18 protein-coding genes are annotated in these 23,658 nt (G+C 66.0%); 11 read left to right on the top strand and 7 right to left on the bottom strand.

Annotated features, from left to right (window positions below):
* Positions 1-2: 2 nt before the first annotated feature.
* A complete protein-coding gene (locus DFR34_RS14865; RefSeq protein WP_245906910.1) occupies positions 3-1,880 on the bottom strand; it encodes a type I secretion system permease/ATPase in 1,878 nt (625 codons plus the stop codon).
* A gap of 75 nt (positions 1,881-1,955) precedes the next feature.
* Positions 1,956-2,855 carry a GDP-mannose 4,6-dehydratase gene (locus DFR34_RS14860; protein WP_110391945.1) on the bottom strand — a complete coding sequence of 300 codons (900 nt, stop codon included), beginning with the start codon at positions 2,853-2,855 and terminating at the stop codon, positions 1,956-1,958.
* A gap of 172 nt (positions 2,856-3,027) precedes the next feature.
* On the opposite strand from DFR34_RS14860, the gene gmd reads away from it, so the two are divergent.
* From gmd to DFR34_RS14815, 9 genes are all read left to right on the top strand, one after another.
* A complete protein-coding gene (gmd, locus tag DFR34_RS14855) occupies positions 3,028-4,002 on the top strand; it encodes a GDP-mannose 4,6-dehydratase (protein ID WP_110391944.1) in 975 nt (324 codons plus the stop codon).
* Between the two features lie 6 nt (positions 4,003-4,008).
* The gene (locus DFR34_RS14850; protein ID WP_110391943.1) at positions 4,009-5,430 is read left to right on the top strand and encodes a mannose-1-phosphate guanylyltransferase/mannose-6-phosphate isomerase; all 1,422 of its coding nucleotides are present in this window, start codon (positions 4,009-4,011) and stop codon (positions 5,428-5,430) included.
* Positions 5,431-5,548: 118 nt separating this feature from the next.
* Entirely contained in the window at positions 5,549-6,343 is a 795-nt protein-coding gene (locus tag DFR34_RS14845) for an ABC transporter permease (protein ID WP_110391942.1), read from the top strand.
* Positions 6,343-7,563 (top strand): ABC transporter ATP-binding protein, encoded by a 1,221-nt coding sequence (locus DFR34_RS14840; RefSeq protein WP_110391941.1) that lies wholly within the window; start codon positions 6,343-6,345, stop codon positions 7,561-7,563. The genes DFR34_RS14845 and DFR34_RS14840 overlap by 1 nt, the downstream gene beginning before the upstream one ends.
* Positions 7,560-12,188, top strand: coding sequence for an FkbM family methyltransferase (locus DFR34_RS14835; protein WP_110391940.1), 4,629 nt, complete (start codon positions 7,560-7,562; stop codon positions 12,186-12,188). The genes DFR34_RS14840 and DFR34_RS14835 overlap by 4 nt, the downstream gene beginning before the upstream one ends.
* Positions 12,189-12,201: 13 nt before the next feature.
* On the top strand, positions 12,202-13,005 hold the full coding sequence (locus DFR34_RS14830; protein ID WP_110391939.1) for a Crp/Fnr family transcriptional regulator: 804 nt from the start codon (positions 12,202-12,204) through the stop codon (positions 13,003-13,005).
* Positions 13,006-13,010: 5 nt separating this feature from the next.
* Positions 13,011-13,298: a hypothetical protein gene (locus DFR34_RS14825; protein WP_110391938.1), complete on the top strand. Its 288-nt coding sequence runs from the start codon at positions 13,011-13,013 to the stop codon at positions 13,296-13,298.
* A complete protein-coding gene (locus DFR34_RS14820) occupies positions 13,295-14,464 on the top strand; it encodes a glycosyltransferase family 4 protein (protein ID WP_110391937.1) in 1,170 nt (389 codons plus the stop codon). Before DFR34_RS14825 ends, DFR34_RS14820 begins: the two co-directional genes overlap by 4 nt.
* Positions 14,465-14,476: 12 nt before the next feature.
* Complete coding sequence (locus tag DFR34_RS14815; RefSeq protein WP_110391936.1) at positions 14,477-16,315, top strand: CHASE2 domain-containing protein; 1,839 nt, start codon at positions 14,477-14,479, stop codon at positions 16,313-16,315.
* 66 nt (positions 16,316-16,381) lie between these two features.
* Here the strand turns inward: DFR34_RS14815 and DFR34_RS14810 are convergent, their stop codons facing one another.
* The 3 genes from DFR34_RS14810 to DFR34_RS14800 all read right to left on the bottom strand — a co-directional run bounded on the left by DFR34_RS14810 (position 16,382) and on the right by DFR34_RS14800 (position 19,639).
* Positions 16,382-17,524, bottom strand: coding sequence for a trans-sulfuration enzyme family protein (locus tag DFR34_RS14810; RefSeq protein ID WP_110391935.1), 1,143 nt, complete (start codon positions 17,522-17,524; stop codon positions 16,382-16,384).
* Between the two features lie 167 nt (positions 17,525-17,691).
* Positions 17,692-18,636 carry a prenyltransferase gene (locus DFR34_RS14805; RefSeq protein WP_110391934.1) on the bottom strand — a complete coding sequence of 315 codons (945 nt, stop codon included), beginning with the start codon at positions 18,634-18,636 and terminating at the stop codon, positions 17,692-17,694.
* 88 nt (positions 18,637-18,724) lie between these two features.
* Entirely contained in the window at positions 18,725-19,639 is a 915-nt protein-coding gene (locus DFR34_RS14800) for a LysR family transcriptional regulator (protein ID WP_110391933.1), read from the bottom strand.
* 204 nt (positions 19,640-19,843) lie between these two features.
* Between DFR34_RS14800 and DFR34_RS14795 the strand changes: the two genes are divergently transcribed.
* Positions 19,844-20,476, top strand: coding sequence for a glutathione S-transferase family protein (locus tag DFR34_RS14795; RefSeq protein ID WP_110391932.1), 633 nt, complete (start codon positions 19,844-19,846; stop codon positions 20,474-20,476).
* A gap of 17 nt (positions 20,477-20,493) precedes the next feature.
* Complete coding sequence (locus DFR34_RS14790) at positions 20,494-21,378, top strand: pyridoxamine 5'-phosphate oxidase family protein (protein ID WP_211309441.1); 885 nt, start codon at positions 20,494-20,496, stop codon at positions 21,376-21,378.
* A gap of 189 nt (positions 21,379-21,567) precedes the next feature.
* Here the strand turns inward: DFR34_RS14790 and DFR34_RS14785 are convergent, their stop codons facing one another.
* Both DFR34_RS14785 and DFR34_RS14780 read right to left on the bottom strand, forming a co-directional pair.
* Positions 21,568-22,053, bottom strand: a complete 486-nt coding sequence (locus tag DFR34_RS14785) for a hypothetical protein (RefSeq protein ID WP_110391965.1) — start codon at positions 22,051-22,053, stop codon at positions 21,568-21,570.
* 212 nt (positions 22,054-22,265) lie between these two features.
* Positions 22,266-23,558 (bottom strand): gamma-glutamyltransferase family protein, encoded by a 1,293-nt coding sequence (locus DFR34_RS14780; RefSeq protein WP_158281852.1) that lies wholly within the window; start codon positions 23,556-23,558, stop codon positions 22,266-22,268.
* Between the last annotated feature and the right edge of the window lie 100 nt (positions 23,559-23,658).

The following is a 23,658-nucleotide window of genomic DNA, read 5'->3' as shown; positions in this document are numbered from 1 at the left end:
GGTTACTCGGCGGCGTCCTGCGCCGGGGTGGCCGGCACAGCCGGTGCGGCGGGGGCGGCCATCTGTTGCTGGGCGTGTGCAGCTTGTTGGGCCTGGGCTTGCGCTTGGGCTGCGGCCTGTGCCTGGGCATTGGCCTGCTGCTGTTGCTGCATCAAATGCGCCAGCACCTGGTCACGCGGGCCGTAGGCCACCAGCTCGCCTTCGCGCATCACCAGCAGTTTGTCCACCGCATTGATGATGCTGGTGCGGTGGGTGATCAGCACCACGGTTTTGCCACGGGCTTTCAGGTCCATCACCGTGCGCACCAGTGCGGCTTCGCCCACGTCATCCAGATTGGAGTTGGGCTCGTCCAGCACGATCAGCGAGGGATTGCCATAAATGGCGCGCGCCAGGCCGATGCGCTGTTTCTGGCCGCCGGACAGCATGCTGCCATCCAGACCCAGACGGGTATCATAGCCCTGCGGAAAGCGCAGGATCATGTCGTGCACGCCGGCACGCTGGGCGGCGCTGATCACCTGTTCGGAGTCAATCTTGCCAAAGCGGGCAATGTTTTCGGCGATGGTGCCTTCAAACAGCTCGATATCCTGCGGCAGATAGCCAATCCACGGGCCCAGTTCGTCTTTGTTCCACTGGAAAATATCGGCGCCGTCCAGACGCACCTTGCCAGCCTGTGCCGGCCACACGCCCACCAGCAAGCGCGCCAAAGTGGATTTGCCCGAGGCCGACGGGCCAATCACGCCCACCACATCACCGGCATTCATGGCCATGCTCAGGCCACGCACCACGGCATGCTGACCACCCGGCGGCACGGCAATCACACCTTCCACCGTCATATTGCCAGCCGGGGCCGGCAGCGGCATGCCCACGCCACGCGGCGGGGCTTCTTTCAGCAGCTCGTCCAGGCGGGTGTACGAGGTGCGTGCGCTCAGCAGTTGTTTCCAGGTGCCGATGGCCAGTTCCACCGGTTGCAGCGACTTACCCATCAAGATCGAGCAGGCGATCATCATGCCGGGGGTCAGCTTGCCTTCGATCACCAGCAGGGCGCCCAGGCCGAGGATCAGCGATTGCATGCTGATGCGCACAAACTTGGTCATCACGCTGATGCGCGCGGCACGGTCGGAGGCCAGGGTCTGGTTGTCCAGAATGCGGCGGTGAAAGGCAAACCAGCGCTCGCGGATGGCCGGCAGCATGCCCATGGCTTCGATCACCTCGGCATTGCGCAGATTATTGTTGGCAAAGGCGTTGGAAATCATCGCGGCCTGGTTGGCGTCGGCCAGCGGCTTGCGGGTGGAGACTTCGGTCAGATAGGCCAGGCCGAACAGCATCAGCGCGCCAATCAGCACAAACAGGCCCAGCAGCGGGTGAAACATGAAGCACACCAGCAGATAAATCGGCATCCACGGGGCATCAAAGAAGGCAAACAGGCCGTTGCCGGTCAGGAACTGGCGGACATTGGTCAGGTCGGTCATCGCCTGGGCCGGGTTGCCGCCGGCCCGCTTGAGGTTGCGTTCGAACGAGGCGGTAAACACGCGCTGGTTAAGCTGCATGTCCAGCTTATTGCCCACCCGGATCAGCACCGACGAGCGCGCCAGCTCCAGCAGCTCCATCAGGCCATACAGGCCCAGTGTCATCAGCGTCAGCATCAGCAGCGTGGTTTCATTGCTGCTGGCGAGCACGCGGTCATAGACCTGCAGCATATAAATCGACGGCATCAGGCCCAGCAGGTTGATGACGAAGCTGAACGCGCCAAGCTGATAAAAGGTTTTACGGAATCCATATAGCGTTTCCGCCAGTTCCGTGCGTGGAGTCAGGTGTTTTTTCATCGGTGTGTCAATCGAGTTGGCCAGGGCGGTGAATGTCGGGCAACACGCCCATGACATGCGGTTCTCACCACAATGGCGCGAAGTTTACCACGTGCGTTGCGCAACCGTTTGTAACGGTTTGTGTGATGGGCATCACGTTTTGCGGCGCCAGTCGTCAAGAATTTCTGCCAGACTGGCGGCGATGTCCATCTTGGGCGCCCAGCCAGTGTCGACACGCAACTTGCTGTTATCGCCCACCACTCGGGTTTGTTCCGCTTTGCGAAACCGCGCCGGGTCGTTTTGCAGTTGGATATCCAGGCCGATCATTACAATCATTTGCGCAACCAGATCGCGAACACGATATTCAAGCCCGGAACAAACGTTGTAAACTTCGCCACTTACGCCTTTTTCTGCCAATGCCAGATAAGCATCCAGCACATCGCTGACATTGGTGAAATCGCGGGTGACATCCAGGTCGCCGGTTTCCAGGATGGGTGGGCGCTGGCCGCGTTCAATGGCCACCAGCTGTTCGGCCATGGCAGGCAAGACGAATTGGGCGTTCTGGCCGCGGCCGATATGGTTGAAGGCGCGGGCCATGACGATGCGGTATTGGCTGTGCAGGCTGTGCTGCATGCACCAGGCTTCTGCCGCTACCTTGCTGGCTGCATAAGGGTTGCGCGGGCGCAGGGTCTGGGTTTCGCGGATGGGCAGGCTGGCTTCTGGCACCAGACCATACATGTCGCCAGAGCCGACAAACACCAGCGCGCCAGTAAAACCGGATTGATCCAGCGCCGTCAGCAGCGAGCGGGTGCCGTCGAAATTGACCCGTGCGGTCAGCTCAGGTTCCCGGAACGAGGTGGGTACATGACTCTGGGCGGCCAGATGCAGCACAATATCGGGTTGGCATTGGCGCAGCTCGGCTTGCAAGGCTTCGCCATCCAGAATATCGGTGGAAGAGGCATGTGTCTGCCAGGCGCTGCCGGCCAGATGCTCGACCATCCGGGTGGCGACAAAACCAGCACCACCGGTCAGAAATACACGTTTTGGGGTCATTGTCTTTATTTACAGGGTGAGGGCGGCTGACACGCCAGGGCAATGGATTTGCCGCACACTGCGCAGCGTTGTGCCGCCACGAGACTTGCCAGCCAGACATTCGGCCGGGCAAGTGTAAATGATTTATCGCAAGTCAAGGAGCCGGGTCGCGCCCGGAAACAGAGTTCTTACCATGAGCAAACACGCACTGATTACCGGGGTCACTGGCCAGGACGGCGCTTATCTGGCCAAACTGCTGCTGGAAAAAGGCTATGAAGTTTACGGGCTGGTGGCCCGCCGCAGTTCCGACCATATGTATTGGCGTCTGGACGAACTGGGCGTGACCGGCGATGTGCGCATCATCGACGGCGACCTGACCGACCAGGGCGCGCTGATCCGCGCGCTGCAAACCAGTCAGGCTGATGAAGTGTACAACCTGGGCGCGCAAAGCTTTGTCGGCGCCTCGTGGAACCAGCCGGTGCTGACCGCCGAAGTGTCTGGCGTGGCCGTCACCAAACTGCTGGAAGCCATCCGCCTGTTCAACCCGAAAACCCGTTTTTATCAGGCATCCACCAGCGAAATGTTCGGCCTGATCCAGGCCGAGCGGCAAAGCGAAAGCACGCCGTTCTACCCGCGCAGCCCGTATGGCGTGGCCAAGCTGTATGGTCACTGGATCACGGTGAACTACCGCGAAAGCTTTAATCTGCACGCCTCCAGCGGCATTTTGTTCAACCACGAATCACCGCTGCGCGGCATTGAGTTTGTCACCCGCAAAGTGACTGACGCTGTGGCGCGCATCAAGCAGGGCAAGCAAAAGGAACTGCGCCTGGGCAATATCGACGCCAAGCGCGACTGGGGCTTTGCCGGCGACTACGTGGAAGCCATGTGGCTGATGCTGCAACAGGACACCCCGGATGATTACGTGGTGGCCACTGGCGTCACCACCACCGTGCGCGACATGGTCAATATCGCCTTTGCCCACGTCGGCCTGAAAGCCGAAGACCATCTGATCATCGACCCGGCTTTCTTCCGTCCGGCCGAAGTGGACGTGCTGCTGGGCGACCCGACCAAGGCCAAGACCCAACTGGGCTGGACGCCGAAAACCGATCTGGAAACCCTGATCACCATGATGGTTGACGCCGACATGCGTCGCGTCAGCAAAGAGTAAGCCGCCATGCTGGTTCCCGTGATTCTGTCCGGCGGCGCCGGCACCCGGCTGTGGCCGGTGTCCCGCGAGGGGCACCCCAAGCCGTTCATGCGTCTGGCTGATGGCCAGAGCCTGCTGCAAAAAACCTTTCTGCGCGGCGCGCGCCAGGAAGGCGCGGGCGAAGTGCTGACCATCACCAACCGCGATTATTACTTCCGTAGCAAGGACGAATACGCCGCACTGCGCCAGCGCGAGCCGCGTCAGAGCTTTTTGCTGGAGCCGTTTGGCCGCAACACCGCCCCGGCCATCCTGCTGGGCGCTTTCAAGGTGCGCGAGGCGTACGGCGACGACGCGGTGATGCTGGTGCTGCCGGCTGATCACCTGATTGCCGACACTGCCGGTTTTGCCCGCCATGTGCAACACGCCGTGGCGGCCGCCCGTCAAGGCAAGCTGGTGACCTTTGGCATTGTGCCCACCGCGCCGGAAACCGGTTTTGGCTACATCGCCTGCGGGGCTGCCGATGGCCATATCCGCCAGGTGCGCGGCTTTGTGGAAAAACCCTCGCTGGAAGTCGCCCAAGGCTATCTGGCCAGCGGCGATTATCTGTGGAATTCCGGCATGTTCTGCTTTACCGCCGGCGCTGCGCTGGCGGCGTTCCGCGAGCATTGCCCGGCGCTGTTTGCTGCGGGCGAAGCCTGCTGGGCGGCCAGCCGGGGTGAGGGCAGCGCCACCACCGAAATCGACACCGACAGTTTTGCCGGGCTGGAAGATATTTCCATTGATTACGCCATCATGGAAAAAGCCGCCAATGTGGCGGTGGTGCCGGCCAGCTTTGACTGGAGCGACATCGGCTCGTGGAACGCCATGAGCCAGCTGGTGGAGCCGGACGAAAACAACAACCGGGCGATTGGCGAAACCATCACCTTTGCCAGCCACGGCTGTTATATCCACGGCGACGACCGCCTGATTGCCGCGCTGGGCGTGGACGACCTGATTGTGGTGGATACCCCGGATGCGCTGTTGATCAGCCACAAGGACCACACGCAAGACGTCAAGAAAGTGGTGCAAAAGCTCAAGACCATGGGTCATGACAGCTACCGCCTGCACCGCACCGTGTCGCGGCCGTGGGGCACCTACACCGTGCTGGAAGAAGGCGACCGCTACAAAATCAAGCGCATCGAGGTCAAACCGGGCGCGTCCTTGTCCTTGCAGATGCACCACCACCGCAGCGAGCACTGGATTGTGGTCAGCGGCATGGCGCGCGTCACCAATGGCGAAAAGGGGGAGTTCCTGGTGCACACCAACGAATCCACCTACATTCCAGCCGGTCATAAACATCGGCTGGAAAACCCCGGCGTGATTGATCTGGTGATGATCGAAGTGCAAAGCGGCGAGTACTTGGGCGAAGACGACATCGTGCGTTTTGCCGACAATTACGGCCGCAGCTGAAATCGGGCCCAGACCCGAAGCATCATCAAAAATAAAAAGCAGCCCGCTGCCCGCCTTGTGCGGGCGGCTGGTGGCCATGTGCCGCCAGCCATGGCTGTCACCCACAGAAACGTAGGTCATGAACAACGCGCTGCGTGCAGTATGGGCGTTCCGGGGCTTTGTCCTGTCGAGCGTCAAGAGAGAATTCCAGGCCAAGTATCGCAACTCGCTCTTGGGCATGGCGTGGATGGTGATTCATCCGCTGTCGATGATCCTGGTCTACACGGTGATTTTTTCCCACATGATGAAATCCAAGCTGCCCGGCATCGAGGGTGGCTTTGCCTACAGTATTTACCTGTGCGCCGGCATCCTCACCTGGGGCTTGTTTGTCGAGATTGTCAGCCGGGCGCAGAACATCTTTATCGACAACGCCAACCTGATCAAAAAGCTCAATTTTCCCAAGTTGTGCCTGCCCTTGATCGTGGTGCTGAATGCCCTGCTCAACTTTGCCATCATCAGTGCGCTGTTTCTGGCTTTTTTGCTGGTGGCCGGGCTGTTTCCGGGCTGGGTGGCGCTGGCGGCGCTGCCGGTGCTGGTGATTCAGGTGCTGTTTTCCATTGGCCTGGGCGTCACCCTTGGGGTGTTCAATGTGTTTTTCCGCGACGTCGGCCAACTGTTCGGCGTGGTGATTAATTTCTGGTTCTGGTTCACCCCCATCGTCTATCCGGTCAGCGCCTTGCCGCCGTGGCTGTCGCCGTGGCTGGTGCTGAACCCGATGGCGCCGCTGATTGGCGCGTATCAGGATATTTTCGTGCGCGGGCAGCTGCCGGCCTGGGGCAGCCTGGCGCCCATCCTGGTGCTGGCGCTGGTGTTGTGTGGCCTGGCGGCGGCCTTGTTCCGCCGTCATGCCGGCGAAATGGTGGATGAACTGTAATGGGCGCGATTCAAGTCACAGGGTTGGGCAAGGCCTACCGACAATATGCTTCGCGCTGGGGACGGCTGGCCGAATGGCTGCTGCCGTTTTCCCGGCCGCGTCATCAGCAAAAATGGGTGCTGCACGACATCAGCTTTGCCGTCGCCCCCGGTGAGGCCATTGGCATCATCGGCATCAATGGCGCCGGCAAGAGCACCCTGCTCAAGCTGATCACTGGCACCAGCCAGCCCACGCGCGGCACGGTCAGCCTGCAAGGCCGGGTGGCGGCGCTGCTGGAGCTGGGCATGGGCTTTCACCCGGACTTCACCGGCCGGCAAAACGCCTATATGGCCGGCCAGCTGATTGGCCTGAGCGCCGAGGACATCCACGCCCTGATGCCCGAAATCGAGGCCTTTGCCGAAATTGGCGATTACATCGACATGCCGGTGCGGGTGTACTCCAGCGGCATGCAGATGCGCCTGGCCTTCAGTGTGGCCACCTGCAAGCGCCCGGACATCCTGATTGTGGACGAGGCGTTGTCGGTGGGCGATGCCTATTTTCAACACAAGAGCTTTAACCGCATCCGCGAATTCGCCAAGCAAGGCACTACCCTGCTGATTGTCTCGCACGATAAAGCCGCGATTCAGTCGATCTGCCACCGCGCCATCCTGCTGGAACACGGCCGGGTGGCGATGGAAGGCGAGCCGGAAGCGGTGATGGACTATTACAACGCGCTGATTGCCGAAAACGGCAACCGCACCGTGCAGCAAACCCAGCTGGCCGACGGCCGTACGCAAACCGTGTCTGGCACTGGCGAAGCCGCCGTGGCCGAGATCGGCCTGTACAACGCCCGTGGCGAGGCCATTGAAGTGGTCAAGTGCGGCGAGCCGCTGGAGCTGCGGGTGAGCGTGCAGGTCAATACCGACCTGGACGCGCTGGTGCTGGGTTATGGCATCAAGGACCGGCTGGGCCAGGTGATGTACGGAACCAATACCTGGCACACCGGCCAGGTGCTCAAGCAGCTGAAAGCCGGCCAGCGCCATCAGTTCAGCATTCGTTTTCCGGCCAATTTCGGGGTGGGCAGTTATTCAGTGCAAACCGCGCTGGTGGACAGCGACACCCATCTGTCGGCCAATTACGAATGGCGTGACTACGCCGTGGTGTTTGACGTCATCAACGCCGACAAGCCGGTGTTTGCCGGTTCGCTGTGGCTGGATTCGCAAATCGAGATTACCCCATGAGTTTTATCTCTTACGCGCAAAATGGCGAAGACGTGATGCTGATGCGTGCGCTCAAGCACGTCGAGCACGGTTTTTATATCGACGTCGGCGCCAATCACCCGTCTGACGATTCCGTCACCAAGGCGTTTTACGACCTGGGCTGGCATGGCCTGAACATCGAACCGCTGGACGAACACATCGCCCAGCTGCGCGCCGAGCGGCTGCGCGACATCAACCTGCAACTGGCGGTAGGCGCCAGCGTGGGCGAGATCACCCTGTACAACACCGAGGTGCGCGGCCTGGCCACCGCCTCGGCCGAAGTGGCCGAACGCCACGCCAGCCAGGGTCTGGCCACCCACGCCAGCGTGGTGCCGATGCGCCCGCTGAGCGATATCTGCGCCGAATACGCCGCCGGCCGGGAGATTCATTTTCTCAAGATCGACGTCGAAGGCTTTGAAACCGACGTGCTAAAGGGCATGGATTTTCAGCGCTTTCGGCCATGGGTCGTGCTGGTGGAAGCCACCCTGCCCAACTCGCAGCAGATCAACGCCGACTGGGAGCCGATGATTGTTGGCGCTGGCTACCGCTGGGTGTATTTCGACGGCCTGAACCGCTATTACGTCGCCGACGAACACGCCGGGCTGGCCGACGCCTTTCGCGCGCCGCCCAATGTGTTTGACGGCCATGTGCCGGCCGAACAGCACCGATTGGCGCAAGAGCTGGCTGCCGCGCACAAGGCCACCGAACGCGAATGGCTGCGCGCCAACAAGGCGCAGGCGCTAGCCGACCAGACCCGCGCCACCCTGCAAGCCGAACTGGATGGTGTGTACACCAGCAAATCCTGGCAGCTCACCCGCCCCTTGCGCGCGGTGATGGGCCTATTGCGCCAGCTGCGCGACGAAGCGCCGCGCCACAAGCAACAGGCCCGCGCCAAGCTGATGGCCTGGCTGTCGCGCCCCAGCGGCGCAGTGCTGGCCGTGCTGGAGCGCCACCCGGCGCTGAAGCAGGCACTGATCGCCGTGGCCAAACGGCTGGGCGTACACAGCTTTTTGCAGGCGCTCAAATGGAAGGCGCTGACCCGGCGCGAATTGCAGCTGTACACCGCCACTGGCGAGCTGCGCCCGCATCCGCGCGTGCTGCCGGCCTTTCCCTCCCTGCCGGAAACCCTGTTGCTGCCCGAGCCTGCCCAGGCCGCCGCGCGCTGGGTGCGGCTGACTGGCCATGTCGAAGGCCATTACAGCCTGGCCATCGTCAACCGTGGCCTGGCCGGCGCGCTGGAACGCATCAACCAGCAACGCTTGAGCTTTGTGCCCTACCACGGCCAGCCCTACGCCGAAGCGCCCAATCTGCCGGCCGAGCAAGACGCGCCGCTGCACGCCGCGCTGCGCCGCGCCGTGCCGGATGATGCCGCTGGCCAGGCGATTTCCGTGGTGCACCACTACCCCTTCATCACCGACGCCCAGCCGGCCGGCCAGCGCGGCATTGTGTTCTTCTGGGAAGAAACCTCCGTCCCGGCCGACACCGTCGCCCACCTGAACGCCCATTTTGACGTGGTGTGGGTGGCGGCAGAGTCGGTCAAGCGCGCCTTGCTCAACTCGGGCTGTCGCCCGCCGGTGTTCGTGATTCCGATTGGTGTCGATCACCTGATTCCGGCTGAGGCCGAACCACTGGGCGCGCTGCGCGTGGCCGACGGCCAGCGCCTGCGCTTTTTGCATGTGTCCTCGGTGTTCGAGCGCAAGGGCGCCGATGTGCTGCTGGCCGCCTATCTGGACGCCTTCAGCGCCGACGACGCCGTCGAGCTGTACATCAAGACCTTCCCCAACCCGCACAACCAGATTCACCAGCAGCTGGAGGCCCTGTCGGCCGGCCGTGACAAACCGGCGCGGGTGATCATCGACGAAGCGCCGCTGGACGACGCCGGCATGCTGGCGCTGTACCGCAGCGCTCATGCCATGGTGCTGCCCACCCGTGGCGAAGGCTTTAACCTGCCGGCGGCCGAGGCCCTGGCCATGGGCTTGCCGGTGATCACCACCGGCCACAGCGCCCAGGCGGATTTTTGCAGCCACGCCACCGCCACGCTGGTGGATTTTCGCTTTGCCGCCTCGCGCAGCCATGTGCGCGCCAGCGACGCCTGCTGGCTGGAACCCGACCGCGCCGACCTGGCCGCCAAGCTGCAACTGCTGCGCCAGCGCATCCTGGCCGATGACCCAGCCTTGCAAGCGCAGCGCGACGCCGGCCTGCGCCATGTGCGCGACACCTACCGCTGGGACAATGGCGCGCGCGGCCTGCTGGCCAGCGCCGACTGGCTGGCGCGCCAGCCCAAGGCCGAGCCCGGCCCGCTGCGCCTGGCCCTGCTCAGCCCCTGGGCCACCCGCTGCGGCATTGCCGAATACAGCCACAAGCTGCTGCGCGCCATGGTGGACGCCCCCGAGGTGGCGCTCACCGTGTATTGCGACGACCGCACCGACAGCCCGCCGGCCAATGCGCTCTCCAGCTGGACGCTGGGCAACAACGACAGCGTGCCCGGCGTGCTGGAGCGCATCGGCCAGAGCGACGCGCAAGTGGTGCTGGTGCAGCATCAGCCCAGCTTGTTCCCCTTGTCCGATGCCTGTTGCATCCAACTGGCCGCGCTGAGCCAGCAAGGCCGCGTGGTGATGCTGGAACTGCACTCCACCCTGCCGCTGCTGGTGGAATGCCGGGTATCGGCCGCCGCCGTCAGCGCGCTGGCGCAGATCGACCGCATCATCGTGCACAAGCCGGAAGACCTCAATCACCTGCTGGCGCTGGGCCTGGCCGACAATGTCATGCTGCTGCATCACGGCGTGGTGCAGCCGCTGGCCGAGCCGCAGCCCGACGCGGTGCGCGCCGAGCTGGGCATTCCGGCCGATGCGCTGGTGCTGGGCTGCTTTGGCTTTGCCCTGGCACACAAGGGCATCGACACCCTGGTGGAAACCGTCAAGCCACTGGCGCGCGCCAGCGGCCGCGCCGTGCACTTGCTGGCGCTGAATTCGATTCTGGACGAGCGCAGCGAGCGCATGATCCAGCAATACCAGCAGCGTGCCCGCCAATTGGGCGTGGATGGCCAGATTCACTGGATTACCGACTACCGGCCGATTGAAACCTGCCAGCGTCTGTTGGGCGCGGCCGACTATATTGTTTTTCCGTACAAGCACACTCGCGAAAGCGCCAGCGGCGCGGTCACCATTGGGCTTTCCACCCTCAAGCCGGTGCTGGTCAGCCCGCTGGAGATTTTCTCCGACCTGCCGGACGTCACCTGGAAGATGGACGGCCACGAGGCCGAGGACATCGTGCGCGCCGTGCAGGCGCTCAGCGCCCAGCCCGACGCTGCGGCGGCGCTGATTGCCCGCCAGCGCGACTGGTTGAGCGCGCGCGACTGGGACAGCCTGTCCGCCCGCCTGCTGACGGTGATGGGCGCCTTGCGCCGCGAGCGCCGCCTGGCCGACGCCATCGCCCCGGCGCGGCGCGCCTGGCAGGCCGGCTGGACTGCCCAGCGCCGCAAGCAATTGCTGGTGGACGTCTCCGAGCTGTATCACCGTGATGCCCGCACCGGCATTCAGCGCGTGGTGCGCAGCATCCTCAACGAGCTGTTTCTCCAGCCGCCGGCCGGGTACGACATCTGCCCGGTGTATGGCGACAAGACCGAAGGCTTCCGTTACACCGGCAAATTCCACCCCGAGGGTACGGGCGAGCCGCGCGAAGGCCAGCCGGTGCAGGCCGGGCCGGGCGATGTGTTTCTGGGCCTGGACCTGGCGGCCCACTTGTTCCCCGAGGCCGAGCAACAGCTGGCGGCTTTCCGCCTGGCCGGCGCGCGGGTGTATTACGTGGTGTACGACATTATTCCGCTGCGCCATGCCCAGTTCACCGTGGCTGGCATTACCCAGGCTTTTGATGTCTGGCTGCGCAGCCTGGCGCGTTGCGCCGACGGGCTGATGTGTATTTCTGACGCGGTGGCGCAGGACGTGGCCGCCTGGCTGCGCGAGCAGGCCCCCGGCGCGCCGCTGCCGATGATTGGCCACTTTCATCTGGGCGCCGACCTTGACAGCTCCACCCCCACGCGCGGCCTGCCGGCCGACGCCGAGGCCACCCTGGCCCGCATGGACGGCGGAGTGAGCTTTTTGATGGTGGGCACCATCGAGCCGCGCAAGGGTCACGCGCAGACGCTGGCCGCGTTCGAACAGCTGTGGGCCGACGGCGACGACAGCCGGCTGGTGCTGGTGGGCAAGCAAGGCTGGAAGATGGACGAATTCGCCCAGCAGTTGCGCCAGCATCCGCAAGCCGGCAAAAACCTGCTGTGGCTGGAAGGCGCCAGTGACGAGTATCTTGAAAAAATCTATGCTCGGGCCGATTGTCTGATTGCCGCCTCGGAATGCGAAGGCTTTGGCCTGCCGCTGATCGAAGCCGCCCAGCACAAGCTGCCGGTGCTGGCCCGCGATATTGCCGTGTTCCGCGAAGTGGCCGGCGAGCACGCCGCGTATTTCTGCGCCAGGCAGCCGCAAGAGCTGGCCCAGGCGCTGCGCGACTGGCTGCGCCTGTTTGCCGCCGAGGCACACCCGCGTTCGGACAGCATGCCGTGGCTGAGCTGGCGCGACAGCGCCCGCGCCCTGCTGCGTCCGATCATTGACTGACCCTGAGCCCCTGATGACTGAACCCACCGCCCCATCCGCCGCCGCCACCCCGTCGCCCGTCCAGGACGCCGGGGCCGGCGCGCAGCTGAATCAGGCGGTGCATCAGGTGATCACCGTGCACCTGAACAACATCCCGTTACTCAGTGGCCTGAGCCCGCAGGTGCTGCAACAGGTTGGCGCGGCCATGCAGTTTCGCACCGTGGAAAAAGGCACGTATGTGATGCTCAAGGGCAGCCCCGGCGAGCATCTGGTGTTTGTGCTGTCTGGTCGGGTGCAGGTGGTGGACGTCACCGAAGATGGTCGCGAAATGGTGCTGGCCACCCTGGCGCCGGGCGATTATGTGGGTGAAATGGCGGTGATCGACAACCAGCCGCGTTCGGCCTCGGTGCTGGCGGCGGACACCTCGCTGGTGGCGTTTTTGCCCAGCGCGCAGGCGCGCCAGCTCTTGTATGGCCAGCCCTTGGTGGCCGAGCGGGTGATGCGCCGGCTGGCCGCCACCGTGCGCTCGGCCGCCGCCAACCGCGCCATTCTCAGCCTGCCCAGCGCCTTTCAGCGCGTATACGCCGCGCTGGAGCAGCTGTCGCAGCCGGCGCCGGGCAATATGCGCGAAATCCCGGCCATGCCCACCCAGCAGGAAATCGCCGCCATGGTGAACACCAGCCGGGAGACAGTGTCGCGCGCACTGAATGTGCTGCTGCAAAAGCAGATTGTCGAAAAAGACCTGCGCCGCTTGATCGTGCGCCAGCCAGACACCCTGCGCAAAATGGCGCAGGAAGACCCCGCACCCGGCCCGGCCGGCCATGCGGGCGGGCGGTGAGCCGGATGCCGGCCGGCTGGCGCGCCTGGCTGCTGCACCTTCGCAATAAACTGCACGAAGAAGACAAACAGCAGCATATCGAATGGAGTTTCTGGCTCACCCACGCCGCCTGCCTGCTGTGGCCGCTGCCCTGGGCGCTGGCGGCGGTGACGGCCACCGGCCTGTGCAAGGAAATCTGGGACGCCCGCTACGGCAGCGGCTTTTGCTGGTATGACATGCTGGGCAACGCCATTGGCATCGCCCTGGCGCTGATGATGATCTGTCTGGCCCCGGAAGGGCTTTATTACCCATGAAACTGCTTGTAAACGGCGTGCCCCTGCTCGCCCCGCTGACCGGCATCGGCCAGTACACCCGGCAACTGTTCACCGCACTGCGCGCGGACGGGCTTGATCCGCTGATGTTCTACGGTCTGCACTGCGAACACGGCCTGCCGGCAACGGCGGAGGTCTCGGGCACGGCGCGCAATACCCGTCGCGCCTACGATCTGGTGCGCAAGGTGCTGCCCAATCCGCGCGAGCTCAAGCGCCTGGTCGAGCGCGCCAGCTTTGCCTGGCATGCACGCGGCCTGGCCAGCGCCGGGTATCTGTATCACGAACCCAATATCCTGCCGCAACGCTACGCCGGGCCGACCGTGATCACCGTGCATGATCTGTCGTGTTTTGACCACCCGGAAACCCACCCGGCCGACCGCGTGGCCATCATGCACCGCGAGCTGCCGCGCGCCATCGAGCGGGCCGACCACATCATCGTGATTTCCGAAGCCACCCGCCGCGCCGTGCAGCAGCGCTTTGCCGTGCCGGATGCGCGCCTGAGCGTCACCCTGCTGGCCGCCGACCCGCGCTTTGCCCCGCGCCCGGCAGCAAGCCTGGCGCTGCCGCTGGCTGGCATGCACCTGTCGCCCGGCAATTATGTGCTGTGCGTGGGCACGCTGGAGCCGCGCAAGAACCTGGGGGTGCTGTTCGAAGCCTACGCCGGCCTGCCGGCCGCCCTGCGCCAGCGCTTTCCGCTGGTGGTGGCCGGCATGGCCGGCTGGCACACCGACGCGCTGATGGCCTCGGCCCGCCAACTGATGGCCAAGGGCGAGCTGCGCCTGCTGGGCTATGTGTCCGACGCGCTGCTGCCGCTGCTGTATGCCGGCGCGGCGGCGTTTGCTTACCCCTCGCGCTACGAAGGCTTTGGCCTGCCGCCGCTGGAAGCCATGGCCTGTGGTGTGCCGGTGCTGGCCTCCAGCGCCACCTCGCTGCCCGAAGTGGTGGGCGACGCCGGCCTCTTGGCCGACCCGGACGATGTGGACGCCATGCGCGCCGGCCTGCTGCGTCTGCTGGACGACCGCGCCGGCGCCCAGCAACTGGCCGCTGCGGGCCTGGCGCGGGCAGCCGGCTTTAGCTGGGCGCGCTGCGCGGCAGAAACCCGCGCGGTGTACCGCCAGGTGGCTGCCCGCCACGGCCTGCCGGACTGATCGGCCCGCCGCATGACGCCCTGGCTCTCCCGCCCGGCCGCCCAGCACGCCATGCGCCTGGCGCTGGCGCTGCTGGCCTGCCTGCTGGCCGCCTGGGTGGAATGGCAGCGCCCGGTGCTGCCCACCCGGCTGGACGAAGCCCTGCGCGACCGCCTGCTGCAAGTCAGCGCCGACCCTGCCCCAGATACCCGCGTGGCGGTGATCGACATTGACGAAACCAGCCTGCGCCAGCTGGGGCCATGGCCGTGGCCGCGCCAGCGCATGGCCGATTTGCTGGAAATCCTGCTCAGTCATTACCAGGTGCGCGCCATTGGCGTGGATATTTTGTTTCCTGAGCCGGCCGACCCGGTCGGCGATGCCCGCCTGGCCATGCTGGCCGCGCATGCGCCGGTCACGCTGGCGCAGATTCTGGATTACCCCGAGCGCGACACCCCGCTGCGCCAGGGCGTGCTGGCAGGCGGTTTGCCGGCCGATCCTGCCCAGCCGGCGCTGGGCGCGCAGGGTTATCTGGCCAACCACGCCGGCCTGTCGGCCACCGCGCGCTGCCTGGGCAATATCGGCTACCAGCCCGACGCCGACGGCGTGCTGCGCCGCCTGCCGGTGCTCACCCGCTATCAGGGCCGTGACTACCCGATGTTTGCCGCCACGCTGATCGACTGCGCCCGTGCGGCCAACGCGCCCTCGGTATTGCCCTTGGCCGCGGGCGCCAGCTGGCGCTCGCCCTATCCACGCGCCTGGCCGGCCTATACCGTGGCGCCCGCCGCCGAGGTGCTGGCCCAGCGTCTGCCCACACAACTGCTGGCCGGCCGCTATGTGCTGGTGGGCTCGTCCTCGCTGAGCCTGGGCGACCATGTCAGCACGCCGCTGGCGCCGCTGAACGCCGGCGTGCTGGTGCACGCCAATGCCCTGTCGGCGCTGCTGGATATTCAGGCCGGGCGCGGTGGGCTGCCCTGGTCGGGGCGCGCCGGGCTGGCGGCCTGGGTGTTGCTCAGCGTGGCCTTGCTGGCCTGGGCCATGCCGCGTGTGCCGGCCTGGGGCAATATCGCCGGGCTGGCGGCGTTGACCGCCGGCTGGCTGGCGCTGGGGCTGTGGGGGGCGCGGCATGGGGCGGAGTGGTCGTTATCGGCGCCGCTGGCGGCCTATCTGTGTCTGCTGGCCACGGCGATTCCGTTTGAATGGTGGGGCGCCCAGCAGCGCAACAAGCGGCTGCTGAGCACGTTTTCCCGGTATGTTGGCCCGTCGGTGCTCAACGAGATGGTGCGCCGTGGCCTGGAAGACAGCCTGACGCCCACCCAGCGCGAAGTCACCGTGCTGATTGCCGATATGGAAGGCTTTACCCGCACCACGGCGGCGCTGCCGCTGACCGACGCCGCCCGGCTGACCCGTGATTTTCTGCAACGGCTGACCGGCCCGGTGCTGGCACACAGCGGCACGCTGGACAAATACACGGGCGACGGCCTGGTGGCGTTCTGGGGCGCGCCGCTGCCCTGTCCGGAACAAGCCGACCAGGCCGCCGCTGCCGCGCTGGATATCGTGGCCGCCGTGGCGGCGCTGAACCAACAGCGCCACGCCGATGGATTGCCCACGCTACGCGTGCGCATTGGCATCGAAAGCGGCCTGGCGCTGGTGGGGGATTTGGGGACTTCGTTTCGCAGCAGTTACACCGCCATCGGCGATTGCATCAACTTTGCCTCACGGCTGGAGTCCGCCGCGCGCACCCTGCCGGCCGATATCATCATCGGCGCCGCCGCCGCCCAGCGCATTCGCGCGCATACCTTGCGCCCACTGGGCAGCCTGCAACTGCGCGGCGCTGAGGTGATGATGGAAGTGTTCACCGTCGAGCCGCGCTGAACGCAACGTGCCTGGCGGCCAACAGGATACGCACGCACAAGCACGCCAGACCGGTTTTGTGAGCGGCTACTGGCCCAGCGCCTGGCGCAAATCGGCCAGTAAATCTTCCACCGCCTCAATGCCGATCGACAGCCGCAGCAAATCCCTGGGCACTGGCGAATCCGCGCCCTCTACGCTGGCGCGGTGTTCCACCAGGCTTTCCACCGCGCCCAGCGAGGTGGCCTGACGGAATACCTTGAGCTGCCCCGCCACCGCCTTGGCGCGGGCTTCGCCGTCGCGCAGGCGGAACGACAACATCGCACCAAACCCGCCGCGCATCTGCCGGGCGGCCACCGCATGGCCGGGGTGGCTGGCCAGGCCAGGGTAGCTGACCGAAGCCACCGCCGGATGGACGGCCAGCCATTCCGCCACCTGCTGGGCGTTGGCGTTGGCGGCGCGGGCGCGCACAAACAGCGTGCGCATGCCGCGCTGCAATAACCAGGCCTCAAACGGCCCCAGCACCGCGCCACCCAGCGCGCGGGCGCGGCGCACCCGCTGCCAGAACGGGTCGTCCTGACGGGCGCACACCAGCGCGCCGGCCACCACGTCAGAATGGCCGTTCAGGGTTTTGGTGGCCGAATGCAGCACGATGTCGGCGCCCAGCGCCAGCGGCTGGGTTAGCACTGGCGTGGCCACGGTGGAATCCACCACCGTGCGTGCGCCCGCCGCGCGCGCCAGCGCAGCGGCGGCGGCAATGTCGGTGACTTCCCAACTCGGGTTGGCCGGGGTTTCAATCCACAGCAAATGGGTGGGCGCGGCCTGAATCAGCCGGGCCAGTTCGTCCAGGTCGTCATTGGCGTACCAGTCCAGCGTCAACCCCCAGTCGGCGCAAAATTCGCGCAGCCAATTGCGCAGCGCCCAATACAGCGCGCGCGGCGCCAGCACGCGCTGGCCAGGGGTGAGCGCGTGCAGCACGGCGCTGGCGGCGGCCATGCCCGACGAAAACAACAAGGCCTGTTCACCGCCTTCCAGCTCGGCCAGCAAGCGCTCGGGGCCATCGTAGGCCGGGCTTTGATCGCGCGAATACACCCGCCCGCCCGGATAGCCGCCCTCGGCGTCGCGGGTGAAGGTGGTGGACAGGTGCAGCGGCGGAGCCACATCGTAAAACGGCGCGCGTGGCGCTTCGCCGCCATGGGCGGCGTGGGTGGCGGGGTGCAAGGAATCAGTCATGGGTAGGCGCGGGCAAAAAAGACAGAAAGCACCGCCAGCCCGCAGGCCGGCGGCGGGAAAACCCACACTCTACCCGAGCCGTCGTCTGCGCCCAAAGGCGGTTCTGCTTGCGGTTTATGCCATTTTGGCGCGATGGCAGCGGTCAGCGCGGCGTGTGGCCCGTCGTGTCAGACTGGCCACGCCAGCCCCAGCGCCAGGCACAGCGGATGCAGATTGGCTGCCAGCAGGGTGGCGATAATCGCCGGGCGCAGCGCCGCTGGCTGGTCGGCGTGCTGGCGCAACTGGGCGCTGGCCAGCAGGCTGGCCGGCAGGGTGGCCAGGCCGCACAGCGCGGTCAGCGGCAGTAATTGATGCCACACCCCCAGCACCAGCACGCCATAAGCCAGCGAGGTCAGCCAAGTGTAGCCGCGCGCCGCCGCCGGCAAGGAGAGCCGCGCCACCCAATGGCGCTTGCCGGCCAGGGTGTCGGCGCGGCGGTCGGGAAACTGATTGATATACAGCAGCGCGGTAATCAACAAAGCCTGACTCAGGCTGGCGCAGGCCAGCGCGGGGCTGATCTGGCCGCTGGCCACCCAGGCCATGCCCAGCGGCACACCGTAAAAGGTCAGTGCCACGGTCAGCTCGCCCAGGCCCCGGCTGTTCAGCCGGCAGGGCGGCGCCGAATACGCCCAGCCCAGCGCCGCGCCGGCCAGCCCCAGACACAATAGCGGCCAGCCGCGCACCCACACCAGGCCCAGGCCGATCAGCGCCACAGCGGCAAACAAGGCCAGCGCCAGCGCGCGCATCTGCGCCGGGCTCATCACCCCGTTCTGGATAAAGCGGCTGCCGCCGGTAAACGGAAACACCCGCTCGGTATTGGCGGCGTCGCAGCCATTGTCGTGGTCGTAATAGTCGTTGAACACATTCACCCCGGCTTGCAGCAGCAACACCGCCAGCAGCGCCCAGCCCACCAGGCCCCAACTCACCGCCGGCAGGCTGGCCGCCACGCCCAGCACTGCGCCGGCCAGCGACACGCTGAGAAACGCCGGCCGGGTGGCGGCCAGCCAGCGGGCGCCGGCGTGGGAAAACTGCTCGGGGCGGGGTTCAATCGGCAAGGCGGCAGAAGGCGGCATGACAGGCTCCGGTCGGGGAAATCATCGGCGCACAGTATAGGGCTTTTGCAAGTGTGCGGGGCTGTGGCGCGATTGGGCTGCTTGATGCTCAAGCAGCTTCCAGGGCATCAAGCCCGGCCAAGCGCTGGCGCAGCCGCGCTTCCAGCCAATCCAGCGCTACCCGCACCCGCGCCGGCAACAGCCGGGCGTGCGGGTAGATCAGCTGCACCGGGCGCGGTGCCGGCTCAAACTCGGTCAGCACCGGGCGCAGCCGGCCGGCGGCCAGGTGCCCGGCAATCTGGTAAGACAAAAACGCCCCCAGGCCCAGCCCGGCTACGCAGGCGTCGATGGCCGGGGCGATGTGATTGAACTCCAGCCGCCCGCCCGAAGCCACGCTAAAAGCGCGGCCCTGCTCGACAAAGCGCCACCACACCGGCCCATTGCCCAATAGCCCGATGCAGTCGCTGGCGGCAAGTTCGCGCGGGTGGCGCGGCGCGCCCTGCGCCGCCAGCCAGTCCGGGCTGGCCACCACCATGCGCCGCACCGCGCCCACCGGGCGCGCCACCAGGCTGGAATCCTCCAGCGCGCCAATGCGCACGCCAATGTCTACCCCTTCTTCCAGCAAATTCACCACCCGATCCAGCAGCAGCATGCGGCAGCGCAGCCGGGCATGCTGGCGCAATAGCGCGGTCAGCTCCGGGGCGACATGCTGCTGGCCAAACAACACCGGCGCAGTGACGGTCAGCAAGCCGGCCGGGTCCGGCGTGTCCGGGCGCAAGGCGGCTTCGGCTTCTTGCACCGCCGCCAGCACGCTGCGGCTGCGGTGCAGATACTCGCGGCCTTCGTCGGTCAGCTGGATGCGCCGGGTGGTGCGGTTGAACAGGCGCACGCCCAGATGCGCCTCCAGCGCCGCCAGCGTGCGCACCACGGCCGGCAGCGAATGCCCCAGCTGGCGGGCGGCGGCGCTGAGGCTGCCGGCGTCGGCGATGTGGATAAAAACCTGCATGGCGCGCAAGGTGTCCATCGGCGGGATTACTCCAGTTTTGGCAAGAGTGAAGTCAGTGATGCGGCATTTATCCGCTGACTGAATTAAACCACACTGGCTTCGAGCGGCGCACAGCACCCGGTCAAGCGGTCCGCACACCGTGCCGCCAGGCCGCGCAAACACGCCAACAGGGGTTTGTGAGCCGCGCTGCGCCCTTCCCCTTTTTCTTTCAGGAGCCCTGCCATGTCGCATCCCGCCCAAGCCATTGTGTTGTATCGCTTTGCCCGTTCTGGCCACAGCCATCGCGCCGAATTGTTTTTGTCCCTGCTGGGCCTGCCGGTGACGCCGATTGATGTCGATCTGGCCGGCGGTCAGCACAAAACCCCGGAATACCTGGCGATGAACTGCTTTGGCCAGGTGCCGGTGATTCGCGATGGCGACGTCACCGTCGCCGATTCCAACGCCATTCTGTGCTATCTGGCCAGCTGCTATGGCGCCGAGCACTGGTTGCCGCGTGAGCCGGCGCAGGCGGCACAGGTGCAGCGCTGGTTGTCGGTGGCGGCCGGGCAACTGGCCTACGGCCCGTGCGCGGCGCGCTTGATCACCGTGTTTGGCGCCAAGTTCAACCCGGAAGAAGTCATCGCCCGCGCCCATGCGCTGTTTGTCATTCTGGACGCCGAGCTGGCGCAGCGCGATTGGCTGGTGGGCGAGCAGGTGACGATTGCCGACATCGCGCTGTACAGCTACACCGCGCACGCGCCGGAAGGCAATGTCGCGCTGGACGCCTATCCGCACATCCGCGCCTGGCTGGCGCGCATCGAAGCCTTGCCGGGTTTTGTCGCCATGCCGGCCACCGCCGCCGGCTTGCGCGCCTGAGTGCAGGGGGAATGGCGATGACGGCGTTTCATGCCGGCGAGCAAGCCTTGCAGGCCTTGCACGGCCAGCGCGACCGGCTGGCGGAGGTGGGCGCGCGGGTGGTGCGCCCGGCCATGCCGGACGCGCACCGGGCATTTTTTGCCGAACTGCCCTGGCTGCTGGCGGGCGCGGTGGACGCCGACGGCCAGCCCTGGGCCAGCGCGCTGTGCGGCGCACCCGGTTTTATCCATAGCCCCGAGGCCGACCGGCTGGACATCGCCGCGCCGCTGGCCGCCCACGACCCCTTGCGCGCCTGCCTGCGGGTGGGCGCGCGCATCGGCCTGCTGGGCTTGCAGCCGCACAGCCGCCGACGCAATCGCGCTAATGGCCAGGTGGCGGCGCTGACGCCGCAGGGCCTTGGCGTGGCGGTGGCGCAAAGCTTTGGCAACTGCCCGAAATACATCCACCCGCGCACCCTCAACTGGCAGCCCGCCGCCAGCGCCCCCGCCCTGCATTGCGCCGCCACGCTGGACGCCCGCGCCCAGGCGCTGATCCGCCAGGCCGACACCTGCTTTATCGCCAGCGCCCACCCGGACGACGACGGCCAGCCAGCGCATGGCGTGGACGTCTCGCATCGCGGCGGGCCGCCGGGTTTTGTGCAGGTCGTGGACGAGCAGCAGCTCTGGCTGCCGGACTATTCTGGCAATGGTTATTTCAATACCTTGGGCAATTTGCATCTGCACCCGCGCGCGGGGCTGTTGTGGCTGGATTTTGTCCATGGCGACATGCTGTGGCTGGCGGCGCAGGCTGAACTGGTGGGGACGGAAGGCGCAGCGTCGGATGCGCAGCAGAATGGGCGCGGCGTGCGGCTGACGGTGCGCGAGGTGCGTTATGCGCCGGGGGCGTTGGCGGTGCGCGAGTAGGCCGCCCACCGTGAGCGCCGCCCACCAAACCTTCCTGGCGTTGTTGTGCAGCCTTGCCGTACTGCTTGGCTTGTACTGTCTGCGGTCACACGCCTAGCCAGGGCCGCTGCGCTGGGTTTTGTTAGCGACTCTAAGCAGGCCGTACCGCCACGCAGAAAAATGCTGTGCGTGGCTTAGCGTGCAGCGGGGTCATCTGCCCAATTGCCAGCCGCCATGCGCGCCCACCACACCAAACACCACGGCGGCCAGGCTGATGGCCAATAACAGCCAGTGCATGCGCTGCAAGCGGCGCATGGCCAGCGCGGGGTTCTGTCGCGCCCAGCCGGCCAGCAGGCGGTGAATCAGCAAGGGCTCCAGCACAAACAGCATCAGGGTGAACACCGCATACACCGCCAGCATCAGGTGCAGCCAGCCGGTGTTGGCCAGCCGCGCCCAGCTGTCGGTCAACCACAACATGGCCAGGCCGCTGGCACCCACCAATTGCGTGCTCCAGCGCGCCTGGGCAGCAAAGCGATGCTCGATGCGTTCGAATAGCGGGTATTGCTCGGCCGGCGGCGTGCTGCGGCGAATGGCCGGCAGCAACACGGTGGTGACCATGGCCACCCCGCCTATCCACAACACCACGCCCAGCACATGCAGGGCGCGGGCGATGGCGTATATATTCCATTCGATCATAGTCGGGCCTTTCCGGCGCGGGTATTCCGGCACCATAGCGGCCGGGGCGGCGTGCCGGCCATGATTTGCATCAAGCGCCGGCACGCCGCCCCCTGCGCTAAAAGCGGCTCACAAAACCCAGCGCCGCGATTCTGGCCAGGCGTGTGACCGCAGACAGTGCAAGTCACACGGCAAGGTCATACAACTACGCCGGGAGGATTTTGTGAGTCGCGTCAAAAGCCTGATACCTTGCCTTCGCGGCGCGGATCCGCCCCGCCCAGATAGCCGCCCTGCGGCTGGCGCACGATGATGGACAGCCCGCTGGTCATCGGCGTGAGCTTGACCTCATGCCCGCGCTGGCGCAGCGGCTCGACCAGCCGTTCCAATTGTTGATCGGCTTCCAGTTCGGTGGGGCCGTTGCGGCTGCCGTAGTGCGGCAGATTGGCGGCGGCTTGCGGGTCCAGCCGCCATTCCAGCAGACCCAGCAGCGCCTGCGCCACATAGTGGATGATCAGGCTGCCGCCGGGCGAGCCCACCGCCATCTGCACCTGGCCTTGCTGATCCAGCACCAGGGTGGGCGACATGGCGCTGCGCGGGCGCTTGCCCGGCTGGATGCGGTTGGCCACGGGCGCGCCGTCCTGCTCGGGCAAAAACGAGAAGTCGGTCATCTGGTTGTTCAGCAAAAAGCCGCGCACCATGATGCGGCTGCCAAAGGCGTCTTCTACCGAGCTGGTCATCGAGGCGGCGCGGCCGTCGCGGTCAAACGCCACCAGATGGGTGGTGGACGGCAATTCCGGCGCGGCATCGCGCCCCCAGGCCGATAGCTTGACTCCGGCCGGCTCGCCAGCGCGGGCCGGGCCATGGCTGCGTTGCGGGTCGATCAGCTGGCTGCGCGCGGCCAGGTAATCCGGCGCAATCAGCCCGGCTTGCGGCACGGCGACAAAATCCGGGTCGGCCAGATAGCGCTCGCGGTCGGCAAACGCCAGCCGGCCGGCTTCGCTATACAAATGCACGGCGTCGGCCGAGGTGGGCGGCAGGGTATTCAGCTGAAAACGCGCCAGCATGCCCAATAGCTGCAACACCGCCACCCCGCCCGAGCTGGGCGCGCCCATGCCGCACACCTGCCATTGCCGGTACGGCCCGCACAGCGGCGCGCGCTGTTTGGGGCGATAACTGGCCAGGTCGGCCAGGGTCAGATCACCCGGCGTGGGGTGGTTTTGCACTGCGCGCACCATGTCTGCGGCCACCGGCCCCTGATAAAACCCGGCCGGGCCCTGGCGGGCAATGCGGCGCAGGGTGTCGGCGTAGTCCGGGTTGCGCAACAGGCTGCCCACTGGCCGTGGCCGGCCGTCTTCGCTAAAGAAATAGCGGCGGGCGTTGGCGTCGGCTTGCAGGCGGGTTTCCTGCACCAGCAAGGTATACAGCCGTGGCGACACGGCAAAGCCCTGTTCGGCCAGCTGAATGGCCGGCTGCGCCAGCGCGGCCCACGGCAGTTTGCCGTGTTGCTGGTGGGCGGCGTACAGCATGGCCACTAGTAGCCAGTCACCATGATCTGAACAGATAATAGGCACAGCCGCTGCATACAGGACAGCACAACCCCGCTGAGGAAATCACCATGCCCGCCAT

The organism is Rivihabitans pingtungensis (assembly GCF_003201855.1).
Lineage (GTDB): Bacteria > Pseudomonadota > Gammaproteobacteria > Burkholderiales > Aquaspirillaceae > Rivihabitans > Rivihabitans pingtungensis.
This window is presented reverse-complemented; position numbering and strand designations above follow the sequence as displayed.

Excerpts from the sequence above, each read along its gene's own strand:
- DFR34_RS14865 (WP_245906910.1), bottom strand. The coding sequence starts at position 1,880 with ATGTCATGGGCGTGTTGCCCGACATTCACCGCCCTGGCCAACTCGATT.
- DFR34_RS14860 (WP_110391945.1), bottom strand. The coding sequence starts at position 2,855 with ATGACCCCAAAACGTGTATTTCTGACCGGTGGTGCTGGTTTTGTCGCC.
- gmd (WP_110391944.1), top strand. The coding sequence starts at position 3,028 with ATGAGCAAACACGCACTGATTACCGGGGTCACTGGCCAGGACGGCGCT.
- DFR34_RS14850 (WP_110391943.1), top strand. The coding sequence starts at position 4,009 with ATGCTGGTTCCCGTGATTCTGTCCGGCGGCGCCGGCACCCGGCTGTGG.
- DFR34_RS14845 (WP_110391942.1), top strand. The coding sequence starts at position 5,549 with ATGAACAACGCGCTGCGTGCAGTATGGGCGTTCCGGGGCTTTGTCCTG.
- DFR34_RS14840 (WP_110391941.1), top strand. The coding sequence starts at position 6,343 with ATGGGCGCGATTCAAGTCACAGGGTTGGGCAAGGCCTACCGACAATAT.
- DFR34_RS14835 (WP_110391940.1), top strand. The coding sequence starts at position 7,560 with ATGAGTTTTATCTCTTACGCGCAAAATGGCGAAGACGTGATGCTGATG.
- DFR34_RS14830 (WP_110391939.1), top strand. The coding sequence starts at position 12,202 with ATGACTGAACCCACCGCCCCATCCGCCGCCGCCACCCCGTCGCCCGTC.
- DFR34_RS14825 (WP_110391938.1), top strand. The coding sequence starts at position 13,011 with ATGCCGGCCGGCTGGCGCGCCTGGCTGCTGCACCTTCGCAATAAACTG.
- DFR34_RS14820 (WP_110391937.1), top strand. The coding sequence starts at position 13,295 with ATGAAACTGCTTGTAAACGGCGTGCCCCTGCTCGCCCCGCTGACCGGC.
- DFR34_RS14815 (WP_110391936.1), top strand. The coding sequence starts at position 14,477 with ATGACGCCCTGGCTCTCCCGCCCGGCCGCCCAGCACGCCATGCGCCTG.
- DFR34_RS14810 (WP_110391935.1), bottom strand. The coding sequence starts at position 17,524 with ATGACTGATTCCTTGCACCCCGCCACCCACGCCGCCCATGGCGGCGAA.
- DFR34_RS14805 (WP_110391934.1), bottom strand. The coding sequence starts at position 18,636 with ATGCCGCCTTCTGCCGCCTTGCCGATTGAACCCCGCCCCGAGCAGTTT.
- DFR34_RS14800 (WP_110391933.1), bottom strand. The coding sequence starts at position 19,639 with ATGGACACCTTGCGCGCCATGCAGGTTTTTATCCACATCGCCGACGCC.
- DFR34_RS14795 (WP_110391932.1), top strand. The coding sequence starts at position 19,844 with ATGTCGCATCCCGCCCAAGCCATTGTGTTGTATCGCTTTGCCCGTTCT.
- DFR34_RS14790 (WP_211309441.1), top strand. The coding sequence starts at position 20,494 with ATGACGGCGTTTCATGCCGGCGAGCAAGCCTTGCAGGCCTTGCACGGC.
- DFR34_RS14785 (WP_110391965.1), bottom strand. The coding sequence starts at position 22,053 with ATGATCGAATGGAATATATACGCCATCGCCCGCGCCCTGCATGTGCTG.
- DFR34_RS14780 (WP_158281852.1), bottom strand. The coding sequence starts at position 23,558 with ATGCTGTACGCCGCCCACCAGCAACACGGCAAACTGCCGTGGGCCGCG.